Below are 15794 nucleotides of genomic sequence, written 5' to 3'. Positions count from 1 at the left end.
TTAAAATTCTTTTTGTATCCAGTTACGCAAACGACCAAATAATGTCGTTACAGATTGGCTCTTAGGCTCATTGTACTCTGTATCGTCATTAATTTGGCTATCTTTTGCATAATGAAGTAAACCCACTGCCGTAGAGTGATACGGCTCTTTTACATAATCTGTCAAACCACTCACTTCAAGAGGCTTGCCGACTCGAACTTGATTGCGAAATACGCGTTCCGCACATTCTACCAATCCTTCAATCTGTGAAGCTCCACCTGTTAGTACAACGCCAGCGGCCAGATGGTGTTTAATTCCCTCTTCTCTCAGCTTTTCCTGCACGGTATCGATAGTTTGATTGACGAGTCCCATCAATTCAGTATAACGAGGTTCAATCACCTCCGACAAAGTTTGTCTTTGTAAACTGCGTGATGGGCGCCCTCCTACACTCGGAACGTTAACCGTGTCATCCTTACTGACCAGTTCACTTAAAGCACAACCGTATTTGACTTTTATCTCTTCAGCATCCCCTACAGGCGTGCCGAAAGCAAAGGCTATATCGCTTGTGACTGCATTACCAGCATAAGCAAAAACTTCGGTATGCCTCAGAGCACCACCCGTCCAGATAGAGACATCCATTGTGCCAGCACCGATATCAACAACGCAAACACCCAGCTCACGTTCATCTTCAGTAATTACGGCATTACTCGCAGCCAAGCCTGAATATACCAAGTGCTCCACTCTTAGACCACAACGTTCCACCGCCTTTATAATGTTTCTCGCCATATCATTATGGCAAGAAATCAAATGGACGCTGACTTCCATTCGCACCCCAGAAAGGCCTAAAGGATTTTTTATTCCTTCTTGATAGTCAATCGTGAATTCTTGAGGGATCACATGAAGAATACGTTGCTCATCGCCAATCTTAATCGATTTAGCGGTATGAATCGCTCGGTCCATGTCTTCCTGAGACACCTCTTCATCTGAGATGGTTCCCATCCCCTTTTCTATTCGACTGGTAATATGCCGGCCAGATATAGAAATAAACACCGTGGTTATTTGACATTCAGCCATGAGTTCAGCTTGATCAACCGCTCTCTGAACAGATTTGACAACCGATTCAAGATCGTTCACCCCACCTTTGTCCATACCTCGAGAAGGGCTGCTTCCGGCACCAATAATATTGATCTGGCCATCCGGTAAGACTTCCCCTACCAAGGCTGATACGGTGGCGGTACCGATATCAAGACCAACAATAATGTTGTCATCAGCGGTCTTAGTCATCTGTGCTCTCTTGTTGTAACGCTTGCTCAGGGAACCAACCAACAGAGGCTCCCGTATCATATCTGAGGTCAATATAGCTTACCCTTGCGGAGTCACTACCTAGTTTTTTATATAAAGAAAGGGATCTTGCTACCCTTTCTTTTAAAGATTCTTTACCCAGCTCTAGCCGGATACCATTGTCTAAAATGATCTGCCATGCTCTTCGTTCATTAAGAACCAAAGAGGATATATTCAAGTTCAAAGCGGCATAGTGGGGGCTGATTTTTCGCCAAACACTAAGTACTTCTTCACTGGTCTTAGCTGGTCCATACAGTTTGACACGATCGTCAACAAGCTTGCCAATATCTCCATTAAATACTTGGCCCTGTTCATTGAGCAGCTCATTGCCATTCCAAATAGCCACCGCTTTATGCTCTGTCAAAAAGACCTTCACAACATTAGGCCATTGCTTTCGAATGGAAGCGTGAGCAACCCAAGGGAGCGACTCGACAGTATCTTGAAGTTCCATCACATCCTGTGTCATAAAGGTGCCTACATGTTGTAATCTAGCAAATGAGCGCTGTACATCAATAGAACTAACGTATGTTAAATCCCCTTCCAGCACTATTTGAGACAAAGGCAAGCGCTCATCGTCCCACATCCAAGATACAGTGGTATAAATAATGGAGAAAATCAACGACAAAACCACCAGTAAAAATACACCACCAACAGCGTGTTTTTTCACTAGTGGAAAGTCAGTAAAACGACGGCTTTCAATCAAGTCCGCGATTCCTGCTATCAAATCGCAATTCTTATCCCTATCTCATCAATTAGCGTAGAGGCAAAGCAATTACTTTAACCTTAGGATTATACTGGCGTGTTTCAAAGTATCAAACAATGAAATTGAGAAATCGCATTTTAATTACATAAATTACGTTAAACACCCAAAATACCGCCTTTCAACTAAGCCTCTTGCATCTTAATCACATTGAGTTCGAAACCCGCGAGCTGTTTGGCTATTTTACCAATATCGCCAGCGCCCTGCGTTAGAACTAAGTCACCATCTTGCAAAACATTCGCTAAAACAGAAGGTAGCGTTTTTCCATCTGAAATAAAAATAGGGTCAAGTTTCCCGCGACTGCGAATCGTTCTGCACAATGCTCTGCCATCCGCACCCGCAATCGGTTTCTCTCCCGCCGAATAAACATCAAGCATTAATAATACGTCTACTTGCTCTAACACATTGGTAAAGTCGTCATATAAATCTCGAGTTCGGCTGTATCGATGAGGCTGGAAAATCATAACTAATCGTTTGCCACTCCAACCATTTCTCGCAGCGTGAATGGTAACGTCGACCTCTGTCGGATGGTGGCCATAGTCATCGACAAGCATGGCACAACCATTGCCCGTTTCAAACTCACCGAGGTGTTCAAAACGTCTTCCCGTCCCTTGTGTTCCAGCCATTGCTTTTAAAATTGCTTCATCATTCACATCATCTTCGGTTGCAACAGCAATCGCTGCCGCAGCATTCAACGCATTATGACGGCCCGGAATATTGAGGGTAATCTCGAGTTTTTCTTCGCCTTCTCGTACAACGGTAAACTGACCTTGCTGTCCTTTTTGTTGATAGTTTTCAATCTTAACATCAGCCTCTTCTGAAAAACCATAGGTTATCACCTGTCGACTGATCCTTGGGATTAACTCACGAACGACCGGATCATCAATACACACGATCGCCTGCCCATAAAACGGAAGGTTATGAAGGAAATCAATAAAAGTCTGCTTAAGTGTTTCGAAGTCACCGCCATAGGTATCCATATGATCAGCTTCAATATTCGTTACGATACTGACCATTGGTTGTAAATGGAGGAAAGAGGCGTCACTTTCGTCCGCTTCTGCGATTAATATACGACTAGAGCCTAAGCGAGCATTGGTACCAGCACTCTTAACTACCCCCCCATTAACAAATGTCGGATCGAGCCCCGCTTCAGAATATATTTGAGTCACCAAGGCCGTCGTTGTTGTTTTCCCATGGGTTCCTGCCACAGCAATTCCATGACGAAAACGCATCAACTCCGCCAGCATTTCCGCTCGGCGAACCACAGGTATTCGGGACATTCTTGCGGCTTTAATCTCTGGGTTTTCTTCATTGATAGCGGTGGAGACCACGACGACACTCGCGTGAATTACATTCGTGTCCGAGTGGCCAACAAAAACCGTAGCGCCTTTTTCAGTCAGTCGTTTGGTTACTGAATTTTCCGCTAAATCAGACCCCGTGATCTGATAGCCTTCGTTCAGCAGCACCTCAGCAATACCGCTCATCCCCGCACCACCAATGCCGACAAAATGGATGCATTTCACTCGGCGCATCTCCGGAACCATAGCGCGAATTTGGGCTAAATCTTGAGTATGTTGAATTGTCATTGTTTTTTCTCGTTAATTCGTTAACGCAATAATGGCTTCAGCCACTCGGGTATCGGCGTCGAGCTTTGCTGCGGCTTTAGCTTTCGTCGCCATATCTAGAATTTCCCGGCGATCAAACTGCTGAATCAGATGCGTCAAGGTCTCAGTGGTCAGAACGGGTTGCTCTATCATTTTCGCAGCTCCACACTCAACTAAATGCTCAGCATTTAGGGCCTGCTGCCTGTCCTTATGCATAAATGGGACGAAAATAGCACCAACACCGGCCGCGCAAACTTCAGAAACAGTCAGCGCACCAGACCGGCAGACCAATAAATCCGCCCACTCATAGGCCTCTGACATTTCATCAATAAATTCAGAAACTTGAAAACACTCAACATTGAGTTCTTGGTAGGCGGCATCAACCTCTTCCTGCTTATCTTTTCCTGCCTGATGCCAAACTTCATAGCCACCACCTAGATTGGCCATGACAGCGGGCATAGTTCGGTTTAAAATCTGAGCGCCTTGACTTCCCCCCATGACAAGGAGTCGAATCTTACCTTGACGCTTTGCCATTCTTTTGGCTGGTTCAGGCATAGAAGCGACGTCTTCACGTACTGGATTACCAACCACCTCAGCCTGTTTAAAGGCGCCAGGAAATGCCTGAAATACGACAGAAGCCAAGTGTGACAGCCAACGATTTGTCAAGCCAGCCACCGCGTTTTGTTCATGTAAAACAATCGGAATCCCAAGTATTTTCGCCGCAACGCCCCCTGGTCCACTGACATAGCCTCCCATACCTAGGACGGCATCAGGCTTCCATTGCTGCATATGTTTCTTGGCCTGAAGAATCGCCTTTATAATCTGAAAAGGAGCTTTGAGAAAACCGACAACCCCCTTTCCACGAAGCGCTTTGACCTTAATAAAGTCTATCTCAATACCATATTTGGGAACCAATTCAGCTTCCATTCGATCGGCAGTGCCTAACCAGCGGATCTCCCAGCCCTGTTGCTGAAGTTTTTTTGCGACGGCCAATCCCGGAAAGACATGCCCTCCAGTCCCGCCAGCCATCACCATTAAACGTTTATTCTTTTTCATGATCTTCTTTCTGTTTCGTAATACTTTCTTGGTCGACCAAACGACATTCATGATCGATACGCAATAAAATAGACACGGCAACCGTCATCACAATAAGGCTTGAGCCCCCGTAACTGATCAAAGGCAGTGTTAACCCCTTTGTTGGAACGAGACCAGCGGCAGCACCAACATTCACTAAACTTTGAAACGCAAACCAGATTCCAATACCAAAAGCGAGATACCCACCGAACAGTTGACGATGGTCAAAGGCTTTACGTCCAATAAAAATGGCTTTCACAACCAGACTAAAAATCAGGAGTAAAACCAAAACAACGCCAATAAAACCGAGTTCTTCTGCCAATACCGCAAAGACAAAATCAGTATGAGCCTCAGGCAGGTATTCGAGTTTTTGAATCGAGTTACCAAGCCCTTGACCGAACCATTCCCCTCGGCCAAACGCCATCAAAGATTGAGTCAGTTGGTAACCGCTGCCAAACGGGTCTTCCCAAGGATCAAGAAATGACGTAACTCTGCGCATTCGATAGGGCTCAAGCAAAATCAAGCCTACCACGGAAACAATCCCTACCACCATCAAGGCAAGAAACTGAGTTAACTTAGCGCCAGCAATGAACAACATGCCAAATAGAGTCACTAGCATAACAACAACCGTGCCCAAATCAGGCTGGAGTAATAATAGGCTTGCTAAAGTTCCAAAGACGATAATGGGTTTGATAAACCCTCCAAAAAAACTCGATCTCACTTCCTCATGTTTACGCACCAAATAACCCGACATAAAAATGAACAAGGATAGCTTTGCAACTTCAGCAGGCTGGAGATTGAACAGTCCTAAAGGGATCCAACGAGAAGCTCCGTTAACGGATTTTCCCGCCAATAACACCACTATCAAAAGGAATATTGATACACCCAGTAATAACGAGCTGTATTCAAACCATTTTCTAAGAGGGATCTGAAGAATGACACTCGCAGCAGATAAGGCCATGACCAAAAAGAGCGCATGGCGAAACATAAAATGGAAAGGTTGCTCTGTCAGACGTGAACTAATGGGAAAAGAAGCCGATGTGACGATGACTAAGCCCGTCAGCATCAAACACAGAGAGATCCACACTAACTGGCGATCGAATAGAGTTTTTGGTGAAGATGTCGTCAACCAACGATTAAAGTTTGGTAGGAAACCTTTCATCAGCATAGTGACTCGCTCTATTACGCATACTGTTTAACAAGCTCAACGAAGGCATCACCGCGAACCATGAAATTTTTAAATTGGTCAAAACTGGCGCATGCGGGAGACAGCATGACCATATCACCGTCTTGCACTTGTGTACAAATCCATTCAACACTTTCTTGCATCGTCGCGAAACGTTTAGCCTCGGGATGCAATGGCATTAGCTTATCACCATCCGAGCCAAAACAGCACAATTGGACATTGAGTAAGGACAGAGGTGCTTGCAATTGAGAAAAGTCTGCGCCTTTTCCGTCTCCCCCAGCCAAAAGGTAGAGGCGGCCTTTAAGTTTCAATCCCGATAATGCAGCAAGCGTGCTGGCCACATTCGTTGCCTTTGAATCATTGATCCATTTAACGCCTCGAGACTCTCCAACCAACTGACACCTATGGGCAAGTCCTTGATATCGGCGCAGAGCATCCAACCCACGAGAAACATCCACATTAGCCTGAGTAAGTAACGCAATCACCACAAGCGCGTTAGCAATATTGTGTCGGCCAACAAGGCTAAGTTCATCGCAGGACAAAATAGGGACATTATCGCGACACAAGTATTCAGTTTGTTCAATGAGTTCAACATGATACTTAACTCTTTGATTTAAGCTGAACTCAACGACAGTACTTAAGTGGTCATCTGGATAAGTGGCGGTGTCATCAGCATTGACAATACACACCTGAGCATGGTCAAAAATACGTAATTTGGCCTGACGATAATCTTCCATATCGCGATAACGATCCATATGGTCTTCTGACAAATTCAGAAATGCCGCAGCGACGAGAGATAGGCTCGATGTCGTTTCCAACTGAAAGCTCGACAACTCTAAGATATAGAGATCAGCTTCTCGTTCAAGCAAATCCAAAGCTGGGACACCAATATTACCACCAATGGCCACATTGACGCCTGCAGCACTGGCCACGAGTCCAGCGAGCTCGGTCACTGTACTTTTACCATTTGAACCCGTTATCGCCAAAACAGGCTTATCAACTTGCCAAGCAAATAATTCAATGTCACCAACTACAGTAATCCCTGCTCGAAGAACTTGCTGTATTGCAGGGGTGGCTAGTGCAATTCCAGGATTAACAACAACGAGATCCGCATTGAGTAACCAGCCTATGTTCCAGCTTCCTGTGTGAAGTGTCACATGAGGAGGTAGCTCTTTTTTCCCAGGGGGGGCATCCCGAGTGTCAATGACGTGAACAGATAAATCAAAAGGCAATGCTGTTAGGTAGTTTACAACCGACAATCCGGTTACGCCAAGACCAACAACAACGACATTATGTATATTTTGCCAACGACCCATAATGGTATATTGTTTCCCTTAGCGTACTTTTAGTGTGGCCAAACCAATCAACACGAGCATGATTGAGATGATCCAGAACCGTACGATAACCCTTGGCTCCGGCCATCCTTTCAGTTCGTAATGATGATGAATCGGTGCCATACGAAAAATTCTCTGTCCTCGAAGCTTATACGATCCAACTTGGAGGATAACCGACAGCGTTTCCATGACAAAAACACCACCCATAATCACTAAAACAAACTCTTGACGAACCAAAACCGCGATCGTTCCCAACGCACCACCGAGTGCTAAAGAACCGACATCACCCATAAATACCTGAGCGGGATAGGTATTAAACCAAAGAAAACCAAGGCCTGCTCCCACCATAGCAGTACATACTACGACAAGCTCTGAAGTATAAGGGATATAAGGAATATGCAGGTAGTTAGCAAAGTTGACATTACCCGTCGCCCAAGCAATGACGGCAAAACCCGCAGACACCAATACCGTCGGCATAATGGCAAGGCCATCCAGACCATCCGTTAAATTAACGGCGTTACTGGTCCCAACAATCACGAAATAGGAAAGAACGACATAAAACAATCCCAATTGAGGCATGATATCTTTAAAGAATGGGATGACCAATTGCGTCGCTGCCGTGTCTTTGCCATGCGCATAGAGCGCAAAAGCAACGACAATCGCAATCGCTGACTGCCAAAAGTATTTCCAACGCGCAATCAAGCCGTCCGTATTTTTATGTACCACTTTTCGGTAGTCATCGACAAAACCAATGACGCCATAGCCAATCAGCACCGCAAGGACGGCCCATACATAAGGGTTAGATAAGTCCGCCCAAAGCAGGACCGTGGTTGCAATGGCGGTTAAGATCATTATTCCGCCCATGGTAGGAGTACCACGTTTACTAAAATGAGACTCTGGGCCTTCATTACGTACAACCTGACCGATTTGTAACATCTGCAGACGACGGATCATTTTGGGGCCCATCCAGAGAGACAGACCTAAGGCAGTTAAAACGCTTACGATGGCACGAAACGATAAGTATTCGAACAAACGGAAGAATGAAAAGTATGGCTGTAGAAGCTCTGCAAGCCAAATTATCATGTATATATCTCCTTCAAAGCAGCTGTAACCTTGCTCATCCCTGAACTTAGTGCACCTTTCACCAATAAAGTTTGAGGTTCACTGCGCTGACTCAGCTGCTGCTTAATAAAATCAATCATGCTGTTATGGGTATCAAAGTGCATGCCTTTACAAACATCACTGATCACTCTAGCGTCAGGGCCATAGGTCAGCACATGTTCAAAGTTAAATGGGGCCGCATGTTCCCCGACTTGACGGTGAAGTGCAAGACTTTCCGCACCTAACTCCGCCATATTACCTAAAATCAACCAACGTTCACCTTTAAAGTGGCTCAAAATATCGACAGCCGATTTCATCGCAGGAACGCTAGCATTATAAGTGTCATCAATCAGTTTTATTTGGTCATTAAGTATCACCGTTTCAACTCGTCCCTTCACTTTCGATAAGTTCGCTAGACCTGACACGACCATTTGCTGCGTGGCCCCCAATTCAAATGAAAGCGCCGCAGCCGCCAAAGCATTTGAAACATTGTGTCGACCGATAATTCCCAGAGCAACATCAAACGCCAAGTCAGGTCCTTCCAAAAGAAAAGACGCTTCGCCACTGGTCTTTATCATCACATTACGTGCTTTATAATCCGCACTGTTATCAGCAAGTGAAAATGTCTTTACCGTTTTGTCAGAGAGCACATTCTGCCAATATTCACCGCCATGGCTGTCCAGATTAACTATCGCAACCGAACCTGGCTTAAGACCCTGATAGATTTCACCCTTTGCCTCTTTGACACCTGTGATCGATCCAAAACCTTCTAGATGAGCAGCGGCAACGTTATTAACCAAGGCAATGTCCGGCTGGACCAACCGAGTCGTATACGCAATCTCACCCTTATGGTTTGCCCCAAGTTCAATCACAGCAAAATCATCGTCCAGCTGAGAGCGCAGTAATGTCAGTGGCACACCAATGTCATTATTAAAATTGCCCGCGGTAAACAACACCTGACCTTTTTGCGCCATGATACTCGCGACCATCTCCTTGACGGTCGTTTTTCCGCAGCTTCCTGTTATCGCAACCGTCGGCGTTTGGCATAAACGATGAACAAACTGGCCAAGTTTCCCCAAGGCAAGCTTAGTATCATCCACCAAGAGCTGAGGAACGCTATCGTCTACCGGCTGACTCACCAAAAGTGCGCCTGCCCCCTGTTCCACAGCTTGGCGAGTAAAATGGTGTGCATCAAATTGTTGGCCCACCAGCGCCACAAAAAGCGCACCTGATTCTATGTTTCTTGTATCCGTTGATACCGAGGTAATCGCAATATCATCGCCGATATGCTGGGCACCTAATATATCGACGAGCTGAGATAACATTAATGTAATCATAATATTATACCTAAAATCTGTTGTGCAGATTCACGATCTGAATAGTCCACACGCCCCTTTGCTAGTACTTGATAATCTTCGTGCCCTTTGCCAGCGAGCAAAATGATGTCGCTTGGGTGGCTGTGTTTAACGGCGTACTCTAAGGCAAGGAAACGATCGTGTTCCACTTTCACGCCATCAGGATTCTCCAAGCCCGCTAACATATCACTCATAATAGAAACTGGGCATTCACTCCGAGGGTTATCTTCGGTTAATATCACTCTATCGGCAAAACGCTCCGCGATTGACGCCATCATAGGGCGCTTACCTACATCACGCTCACCGCCACAGCCAAAGATCACCCAAAGTTTTCCTCGACAATGCACTTTTAATGCTAACAGTGCTTTTTCTAACGCATCTGGTGTATGGGCGTAATCAACTACGATTTGAGCTTTACCCTTTGCGGTAAAAAGCTCCATTCGACCTAGTACTGGTTTTAGCTGAGCCGAGGTGTCAATTAATGCTTGTTTTCTCATCCCAAGCGCCAACAACGTCGCTAATGCAACCAATGCATTACTGGCATTAAACTCCCCAATTAAGGGTAAGGTTAAACGACCCCTACCAAAATCCCCTGCGAAGTCTAGCGTAATACCCTGTTGTGAATACGCCACTCGCTCAGCGTAAACCCCTGTTTTGGCGTCGGCCGAAGAAAGTGTAACAGGAATCGCATTATCAAGATGTCTAATCCACTCGGCCCCAATCGGATCATCAACATTAATCACCTTTTTAGCGCAATCATGTTGCGTAAACAACGAAAGTTTAGCTTGCGCATAGTCGGCCATAGTACCGTGATAATCCAGATGATCACGGCTGAGGTTAGAAAATACCCCAATCGCAAAGGGAAGCGCACTGACTCTGCCTTGTACCAAACCATGGGACGAAATTTCCATAGCCGTAAACCTTGCGCCTTGATTTTCATACTTGCTCAGCGCTTGCTGAATCTCTATCGCACTCCCCGTCGTGTTCAAGGTCGGCTCCAAACCATCGAGAAAACCGTTTCCTGCTGTACCCAAAACTGCCGCTCGTTGACCAATGAGTCCTAGCCACTGCGCAATCAACTGAGTGATTGTCGTTTTTCCATTGGTTCCCGTCACTCCGATCAAACGATTGTCTTTTAGCGGTAACCAATGGTTGGCGAGCGATGAAAGGTGAGCGTTCAGATTTTGAATATAAACGATCGGGGTTTCTGCAATAATTTGGACACAGCCATGGGGTTTTTTCTGACAAGCCTGAGCAATGATGGCATTCGCCCCCTTTTCAACGGCCGCACCTATAAAAGTTCTACCGTCAATCTCATGGCCCTGTATAGCAATAAAAGTGGCGCCTTGAGCAATTCTACGGCTGTCTAATTCCAGCCTATCTATGACAACATTAGCGCTTACGTGAGAGGACAAATCAACCCATGGTGCAAGCAGGTTGGCAAGTGTCAATCCTTTAGACATAAAGCTTATTACCTATTGTTCTTTAAATCGATTTTCGTCAGGTGCGACATTCAAAATTTGCAGTGTTCCTTTTAGAATTTCAGAAAAAACTGGCCCTGCAACTGAACCGCCATAATAACTATCCCCCTGAGGTTCATTGACGAGCACGACAATGGCGACTCGGGGATCACTCACAGGTGCAACACCCGCGGTATAAACGAAATACTCATCACCATACCCACCCGCAATAGCTTTACGTGAAGTCCCTGTTTTCGCCGCAACTCGGTACCCAGAAACGGCCGCTTTTTTGGCCGTCCCCCCGGGTTGAGTAACGGTTTCGAGCATTTCAAGTACCATGCGGGCGTGTTCCTTATCCATCACCTGACGCGACAAATCCTGCTGATTACTTTCAATAATATGAATGGGTTGATATTGACCGTAGTTGCCCAGCGTAGCGTAGGCGTGAGCCAATTGGAGCGGCGTAATAGAAAGCCCATAACCAAATGCCAGTGTCGCGATTTCAAACTTAGACCAGCGTCGTCGATTAGGAAAGATCCCTGAAGTTTCCCCAACCAAATTCAAACCAGATATTTCGCCAAAACCTACCGAGCTGTACATCCCAAGCAAGGCTTCTAGGGGCATATCTAAGGCTAATTTCGCGACACCAACATTACTGGATTTCTTTAGGATAGTCGTAAGATCTGCCTTACCGACTTTTGACGTATCACGAACCGTCTGACCACCCAGTCGCATTCGGCCATTTCCTGTATCGATAATGGTATCCTTGTCGGCCACACCATTATCTAAAGCAGCAATGACAACAAATGGCTTGACGGTTGAACCGGGTTCAAACGAATCGGTAATTGCGCGGTTTCTCATCTTTGCCGACTGCAAATCAGAACGATTATTTGGGTTATAAGATGGCGCATTAACCATGGCCAAAACCGCACCTGTCTTAACATCTAAAATCACAGCAGTACCTGACGTTGCACGAAAATCAGCGACGGCCTGCTTAATCGAACGATAGGCGATAGATTGAATTCTTTGATCAATAGTAAGCTCAAGGGGCTTCCCTTCCTCTCGTTCTTCAAGAGAGATATTTTCGACAACCCGTCCATACCGATCTTTGCGAATAATACGCTTGCCCGCTTCTCCGGTTAACCATTTATCATAACTACGCTCAACCCCTTCTAAACCATGACCATCAATGCCCGTAACACCTACAATGTGAGCACTCACCTCACCCGTTGGATAATAGCGACGCGATTCGGCTCTTAGTCCAACACCTGAAAGTTTCAGTTCTCTAATGTAATTTGCCATCGCAGGGCTAACCTGACGTTGAAGGTAAATAAAACGACGAGATTGATTATTCCGAATTTTGTCGATCATTTCTTGTCGGTCTAGACCCAAAACATCGGCCAAAGCGTACCAACGATCAAGGTTATCAAGGCCTTTGCGCTTTAAGATGGTCGACGGATCTGCCCAAACCGCTTCAACGGGGACGCTGACCGCTAAAGGTTCACCATTGCGATCCGAAATAATACCTCGGGCAGAATGAATGGTCTTAGCTCGTATAGAACGCATGTCACCTTGCTGAATCAAGTTATCTGGTTCAACAATCTGAATAAAGGCTATTCTCGCGACCAATGCAAAAAAAGCACAGAAGACAAAAAATAATACCAGATAGAATCGCCAACGAATCAGGCTTGGTGATTCAGTTGCAGACTTGTTAGACGATGCCGGGCCGTTAATTTTACTCATGGAAGATCAATAACCACTTCTTTGTCTGAATCTGGGCGCTTCATTTGTAGCTCGCTTCGAGCCATATCTTCAACCCGACTGTGCTCAGCCAAAGCGGTCTCTTCTAACAACAAGTTGCGCCACTCATTGTCCAAACGCTCTCTTTCTTCTAACGCCTGATCTTTTTCAGTAATCGCCTGACGAGTGTGATGAGTGGTGAAAACAACCCCCATCGCAGAAGAAAAGATCAGCACTAGCAATAAAAGAGGGGCCCGCCCTACCGTCAGTAAATCAAGCACTACCAATTTAGCAAGGTTGGGCATACTTTGACTCATTAAGGCTACAGTTTCTCTGCAATACGCAGGACAGAGCTGCGTGAACGTGTGTTCGCACCCACTTCATCAACCGAAGGTTTGATGGCTTTACCGATCGCCTTCATATTAGCGCTCCCTAGTGCCTGAATTTGGGCCTCAGTCATTGGAATACCATGCGGAACTTGAGGCCCTCTGCTTTCTTTTCGAATAAAGCGTTTTACCATTCTGTCTTCTAATGAGTGGAAACTGATCACGGATAAACGACCTTGAGGAGACAAGATACTCAACGCGCCTTTTAAAGCACTATCAATTTCTTCAAGTTCGCTATTAATGTAAATTCGAAAAGCTTGAAAAGCGCGCGTCGCTGGGTGTTTCTTTTCTTTAAAGCTCTTAGGGGCTGCATCAGAAATGAGCTTTGCCAATTGGCTTGTGCGCATTAATGGCTCATTTTCTTCATTCTCACGATACGCAATGATCGCTTTGGCCAATCTGCGAGCGTGTTTGTCTTCTCCAAACTCACGAATCACCCAAGTAATGTCATCAAGATCAGCGTCCATTAACCACTGAGAGACAGGCATTCCAGAAGTGGGGTCCATTCTCATATCAAGTGGCCCATCTTTCATAAAACTAAACCCTCTCTCTCCATCATCGAGTTGCGGTGAAGAAACACCTAAATCGAGTAAAACACCATCGACATGGCCAACTAAATCACGCTCTTTTGCATATTCTGCCATTTGAGAAAATGGTCCATGGATGATAGCAAACCTTGGATCATTAATGGTCTTCGCTTCAGCAATCGCCTGAGGGTCTCGGTCAATACTAAAAAGACGACCATTTTCTCCAAGCTGAGATAAGATTTGGCGAGTATGACCCCCACGACCAAAAGTACCATCAATATAGGTACCATCAGGCTTAATGGCCAGCCCATTGATCGATTCGTGAAGTAATACAGAAATGTGCTTAAATTCTTCGGTCATGTTTATTTGTCTCGCTCTCACACCGATGCGTCCAATCTTTCCAGTGTACTGATTTAGCAAGTTATCGTCACCCATTGCGAATCGGAACACGTGATATTGCGCTAAGTTTAGTGTTTGCAGAATTAGTTTCGTCAATAAAAAGCAAAAAACCCATCATAACGATAACGTTACGATGGGTTTCGAATAGGTGGAGTCGACATGTAAGCCGGGTTCTGTTCCGCTTGCGCGGCAGTAGCCATTCGTCTAGGCCAGCAATCGCTCACTGGCTCAAGCAACCTACCCGCCTCCTTACGCGAGCAACGCAATATGGAGGCCTATTTGGTCTTGCTCCGGGTGGAGTTTACCCTGCAACGGACTGTTGCCAGCCGTCCGGTGCGCTCTTACCGCACCCTTTCACCCTTACCTGTGCTCTAGGAGCCATCGGCGGTTTTCTCTCTGCTGCACTTGTCGTAGGCTTGCGCCTCCCAGGCGTTACCTGGCACCCTGCTCTGTGGAGCCCGGACTTTCCTCCCCTCCATCAGTCTCCCAAAACACAAGGTCAAGGGACATCAATGAAGCAGCGACTACCCAGTCAACTCCGAGGGCGGATTGTATAGACTTATTTTCTGAGTGTCTAGTCAGTTCACAGATTTGACGGCAGCATGGACTTGTTCGGTGTTTTTTTAATCATACGACCTTACATTTCCGTGTTTTCGTCGGCGTTTTCTAATCCCCATTTGTACAGCGCATTTTTTTTCAAATTATAGATTTCAGCAGTTAACGCGGCCGCTTTTTTTAATGGCAATTCTTTACTCAGAATTTTCAGGGTACGAGTGGCCTCTTCCGGCATATTTTCAGTTTCTATCGCTCGATAACCGTGAATGAGCAAGACCATTTCGCCTCTTTGCTGATTTTGATCTGATTTCACCCATTCAAACAATTCACCCAAGGGTAAACCCTTCATCGTTTCAAACGTTTTGGTTAATTCCCGAGCCAACACAACCTCTCGCTGGGGGCCCAGTATTGCAAGCATATCGGCCAAAGAATCAAGAATACGATGCGGCGATTCGTAAAATACGCAGGTTCGCTCTACTTTTGCAATTTCAAGGAACTTATCTTTTCGTCCTTTACTTTTAGCAGGTAAAAAACCCTCGAAGCTAAATCGATCAGAAGGTAAACCAGAGCCACTCAGCGCTGTAACGACGGCACAGGCTCCCGGGAGCGGGACAACTTTTACGCCAGCTTGACGACACTTTGTGACAAGATGGTAACCTGGATCACTAATCAGTGGCGTCCCAGCGTCAGAGACTAATGCTATAGAGTTGCCTGAGAGCAATTTTTCGACCAAAACTTTTGATTTTTGCTGTTCATTGTGATCATGTAATGCAAAGGTTTTCGTTGTGATACCAAAATGGGACAATAATCTACCAGTATGTCGGGTGTCTTCTGCAGCAATCAGTTCGACGTCAGCTAAAACGTCAAGCGCGCGTTGAGTGATATCACCTAAATTGCCAATTGGAGTCGGGACAATATAGAGAGTTGGGACCTCAGTTGGTAAGGTTTTGTTATTTGTCATTTGTTTACCATCACTTCAACGATTAATATAGA

The 15794-nt window shown here is 45.7% G+C and carries 13 protein-coding genes and 1 other RNA gene; all 14 read right to left on the bottom strand.

The features are described from left to right. A complete protein-coding gene (gene ftsA / locus HLM86_RS04675) occupies window positions 1-1263 on the bottom strand; it encodes a cell division protein FtsA (RefSeq protein WP_076586347.1) in 1263 nt (420 codons plus the stop codon). Then, window positions 1256-2044 carry a cell division protein FtsQ/DivIB gene (locus tag HLM86_RS04670; RefSeq protein WP_390225672.1) on the bottom strand — a complete coding sequence of 263 codons (789 nt, stop codon included), beginning with the start codon at window positions 2042-2044 and terminating at the stop codon, window positions 1256-1258. Before HLM86_RS04670 ends, ftsA begins: the two co-directional genes overlap by 8 nt. Before the next feature lie 161 nt (window positions 2045-2205). After that, the gene (gene murC / locus HLM86_RS04665) at window positions 2206-3666 is read right to left on the bottom strand and encodes a UDP-N-acetylmuramate--L-alanine ligase (protein WP_170882320.1); all 1461 of its coding nucleotides are present in this window, start codon (window positions 3664-3666) and stop codon (window positions 2206-2208) included. Window positions 3667-3678: 12 nt separating this feature from the next. Further along, the gene (gene murG, locus HLM86_RS04660) at window positions 3679-4740 is read right to left on the bottom strand and encodes an undecaprenyldiphospho-muramoylpentapeptide beta-N-acetylglucosaminyltransferase (protein WP_076586341.1); all 1062 of its coding nucleotides are present in this window, start codon (window positions 4738-4740) and stop codon (window positions 3679-3681) included. Further along, entirely contained in the window at window positions 4727-5926 is a 1200-nt protein-coding gene (ftsW, locus tag HLM86_RS04655) for a cell division protein FtsW (RefSeq protein ID WP_170882319.1), read from the bottom strand. The genes murG and ftsW overlap by 14 nt, the downstream gene beginning before the upstream one ends. Window positions 5927-5940: 14 nt before the next feature. Then, on the bottom strand, window positions 5941-7260 hold the full coding sequence (gene murD, locus HLM86_RS04650; protein WP_170882318.1) for a UDP-N-acetylmuramoyl-L-alanine--D-glutamate ligase: 1320 nt from the start codon (window positions 7258-7260) through the stop codon (window positions 5941-5943). Window positions 7261-7278: 18 nt separating this feature from the next. Next, window positions 7279-8361, bottom strand: a complete 1083-nt coding sequence (gene mraY, locus HLM86_RS04645) for a phospho-N-acetylmuramoyl-pentapeptide-transferase (protein ID WP_076586334.1) — start codon at window positions 8359-8361, stop codon at window positions 7279-7281. Then, a complete protein-coding gene (locus HLM86_RS04640; protein ID WP_076586332.1) occupies window positions 8358-9716 on the bottom strand; it encodes a UDP-N-acetylmuramoyl-tripeptide--D-alanyl-D-alanine ligase in 1359 nt (452 codons plus the stop codon). Before HLM86_RS04640 ends, mraY begins: the two co-directional genes overlap by 4 nt. Then, window positions 9713-11197 carry a UDP-N-acetylmuramoyl-L-alanyl-D-glutamate--2,6-diaminopimelate ligase gene (murE, locus tag HLM86_RS04635; RefSeq protein ID WP_170882317.1) on the bottom strand — a complete coding sequence of 495 codons (1485 nt, stop codon included), beginning with the start codon at window positions 11195-11197 and terminating at the stop codon, window positions 9713-9715. The genes HLM86_RS04640 and murE overlap by 4 nt, the downstream gene beginning before the upstream one ends. A 12-nt stretch (window positions 11198-11209) precedes the next feature. Next, complete coding sequence (locus tag HLM86_RS04630; protein ID WP_076586328.1) at window positions 11210-12937, bottom strand: penicillin-binding transpeptidase domain-containing protein; 1728 nt, start codon at window positions 12935-12937, stop codon at window positions 11210-11212. Beyond that, window positions 12934-13251 carry a cell division protein FtsL gene (ftsL, locus tag HLM86_RS04625; RefSeq protein WP_076586326.1) on the bottom strand — a complete coding sequence of 106 codons (318 nt, stop codon included), beginning with the start codon at window positions 13249-13251 and terminating at the stop codon, window positions 12934-12936. The genes HLM86_RS04630 and ftsL overlap by 4 nt, the downstream gene beginning before the upstream one ends. Window positions 13252-13256: 5 nt before the next feature. Further along, window positions 13257-14207, bottom strand: coding sequence for a 16S rRNA (cytosine(1402)-N(4))-methyltransferase RsmH (gene rsmH, locus HLM86_RS04620; protein WP_170882316.1), 951 nt, complete (start codon window positions 14205-14207; stop codon window positions 13257-13259). 185 nt (window positions 14208-14392) lie between these two features. Continuing rightward, an RNA gene (gene rnpB / locus HLM86_RS04615) (RNase P RNA component class A) lies at window positions 14393-14786 on the bottom strand. Between the two features lie 97 nt (window positions 14787-14883). Then, window positions 14884-15762, bottom strand: coding sequence for a 16S rRNA (cytidine(1402)-2'-O)-methyltransferase (gene rsmI, locus HLM86_RS04610; protein WP_076586322.1), 879 nt, complete (start codon window positions 15760-15762; stop codon window positions 14884-14886). Window positions 15763-15794: the final 32 nt, after the last annotated feature.

Origin of the sequence: Vibrio ostreicida, from assembly GCF_013074385.2 — a bacterium.
Lineage (GTDB): Bacteria > Pseudomonadota > Gammaproteobacteria > Enterobacterales > Vibrionaceae > Vibrio > Vibrio ostreicida.
This window is presented reverse-complemented; position numbering and strand designations above follow the sequence as displayed.

Coding starts and splice junctions, on each gene's coding strand:
- murG (WP_076586341.1), bottom strand. CDS start 4,740: ATGAAAAAGAATAAACGTTTAATGGTGATGGCTGGCGGGACTGGAGGG.
- murE (WP_170882317.1), bottom strand. CDS start 11,197: ATGTCTAAAGGATTGACACTTGCCAACCTGCTTGCACCATGGGTTGAT.
- ftsL (WP_076586326.1), bottom strand. CDS start 13,251: ATGAGTCAAAGTATGCCCAACCTTGCTAAATTGGTAGTGCTTGATTTA.
- HLM86_RS04640 (WP_076586332.1), bottom strand. CDS start 9,716: ATGATTACATTAATGTTATCTCAGCTCGTCGATATATTAGGTGCCCAG.
- rsmI (WP_076586322.1), bottom strand. CDS start 15,762: ATGACAAATAACAAAACCTTACCAACTGAGGTCCCAACTCTCTATATT.
- rsmH (WP_170882316.1), bottom strand. CDS start 14,207: ATGACCGAAGAATTTAAGCACATTTCTGTATTACTTCACGAATCGATC.
- murC (WP_170882320.1), bottom strand. CDS start 3,666: ATGACAATTCAACATACTCAAGATTTAGCCCAAATTCGCGCTATGGTT.
- ftsW (WP_170882319.1), bottom strand. CDS start 5,926: ATGCTGATGAAAGGTTTCCTACCAAACTTTAATCGTTGGTTGACGACA.
- HLM86_RS04630 (WP_076586328.1), bottom strand. CDS start 12,937: ATGAGTAAAATTAACGGCCCGGCATCGTCTAACAAGTCTGCAACTGAA.
- murD (WP_170882318.1), bottom strand. CDS start 7,260: ATGGGTCGTTGGCAAAATATACATAATGTCGTTGTTGTTGGTCTTGGC.
- ftsA (WP_076586347.1), bottom strand. CDS start 1,263: ATGACTAAGACCGCTGATGACAACATTATTGTTGGTCTTGATATCGGT.
- mraY (WP_076586334.1), bottom strand. CDS start 8,361: ATGATAATTTGGCTTGCAGAGCTTCTACAGCCATACTTTTCATTCTTC.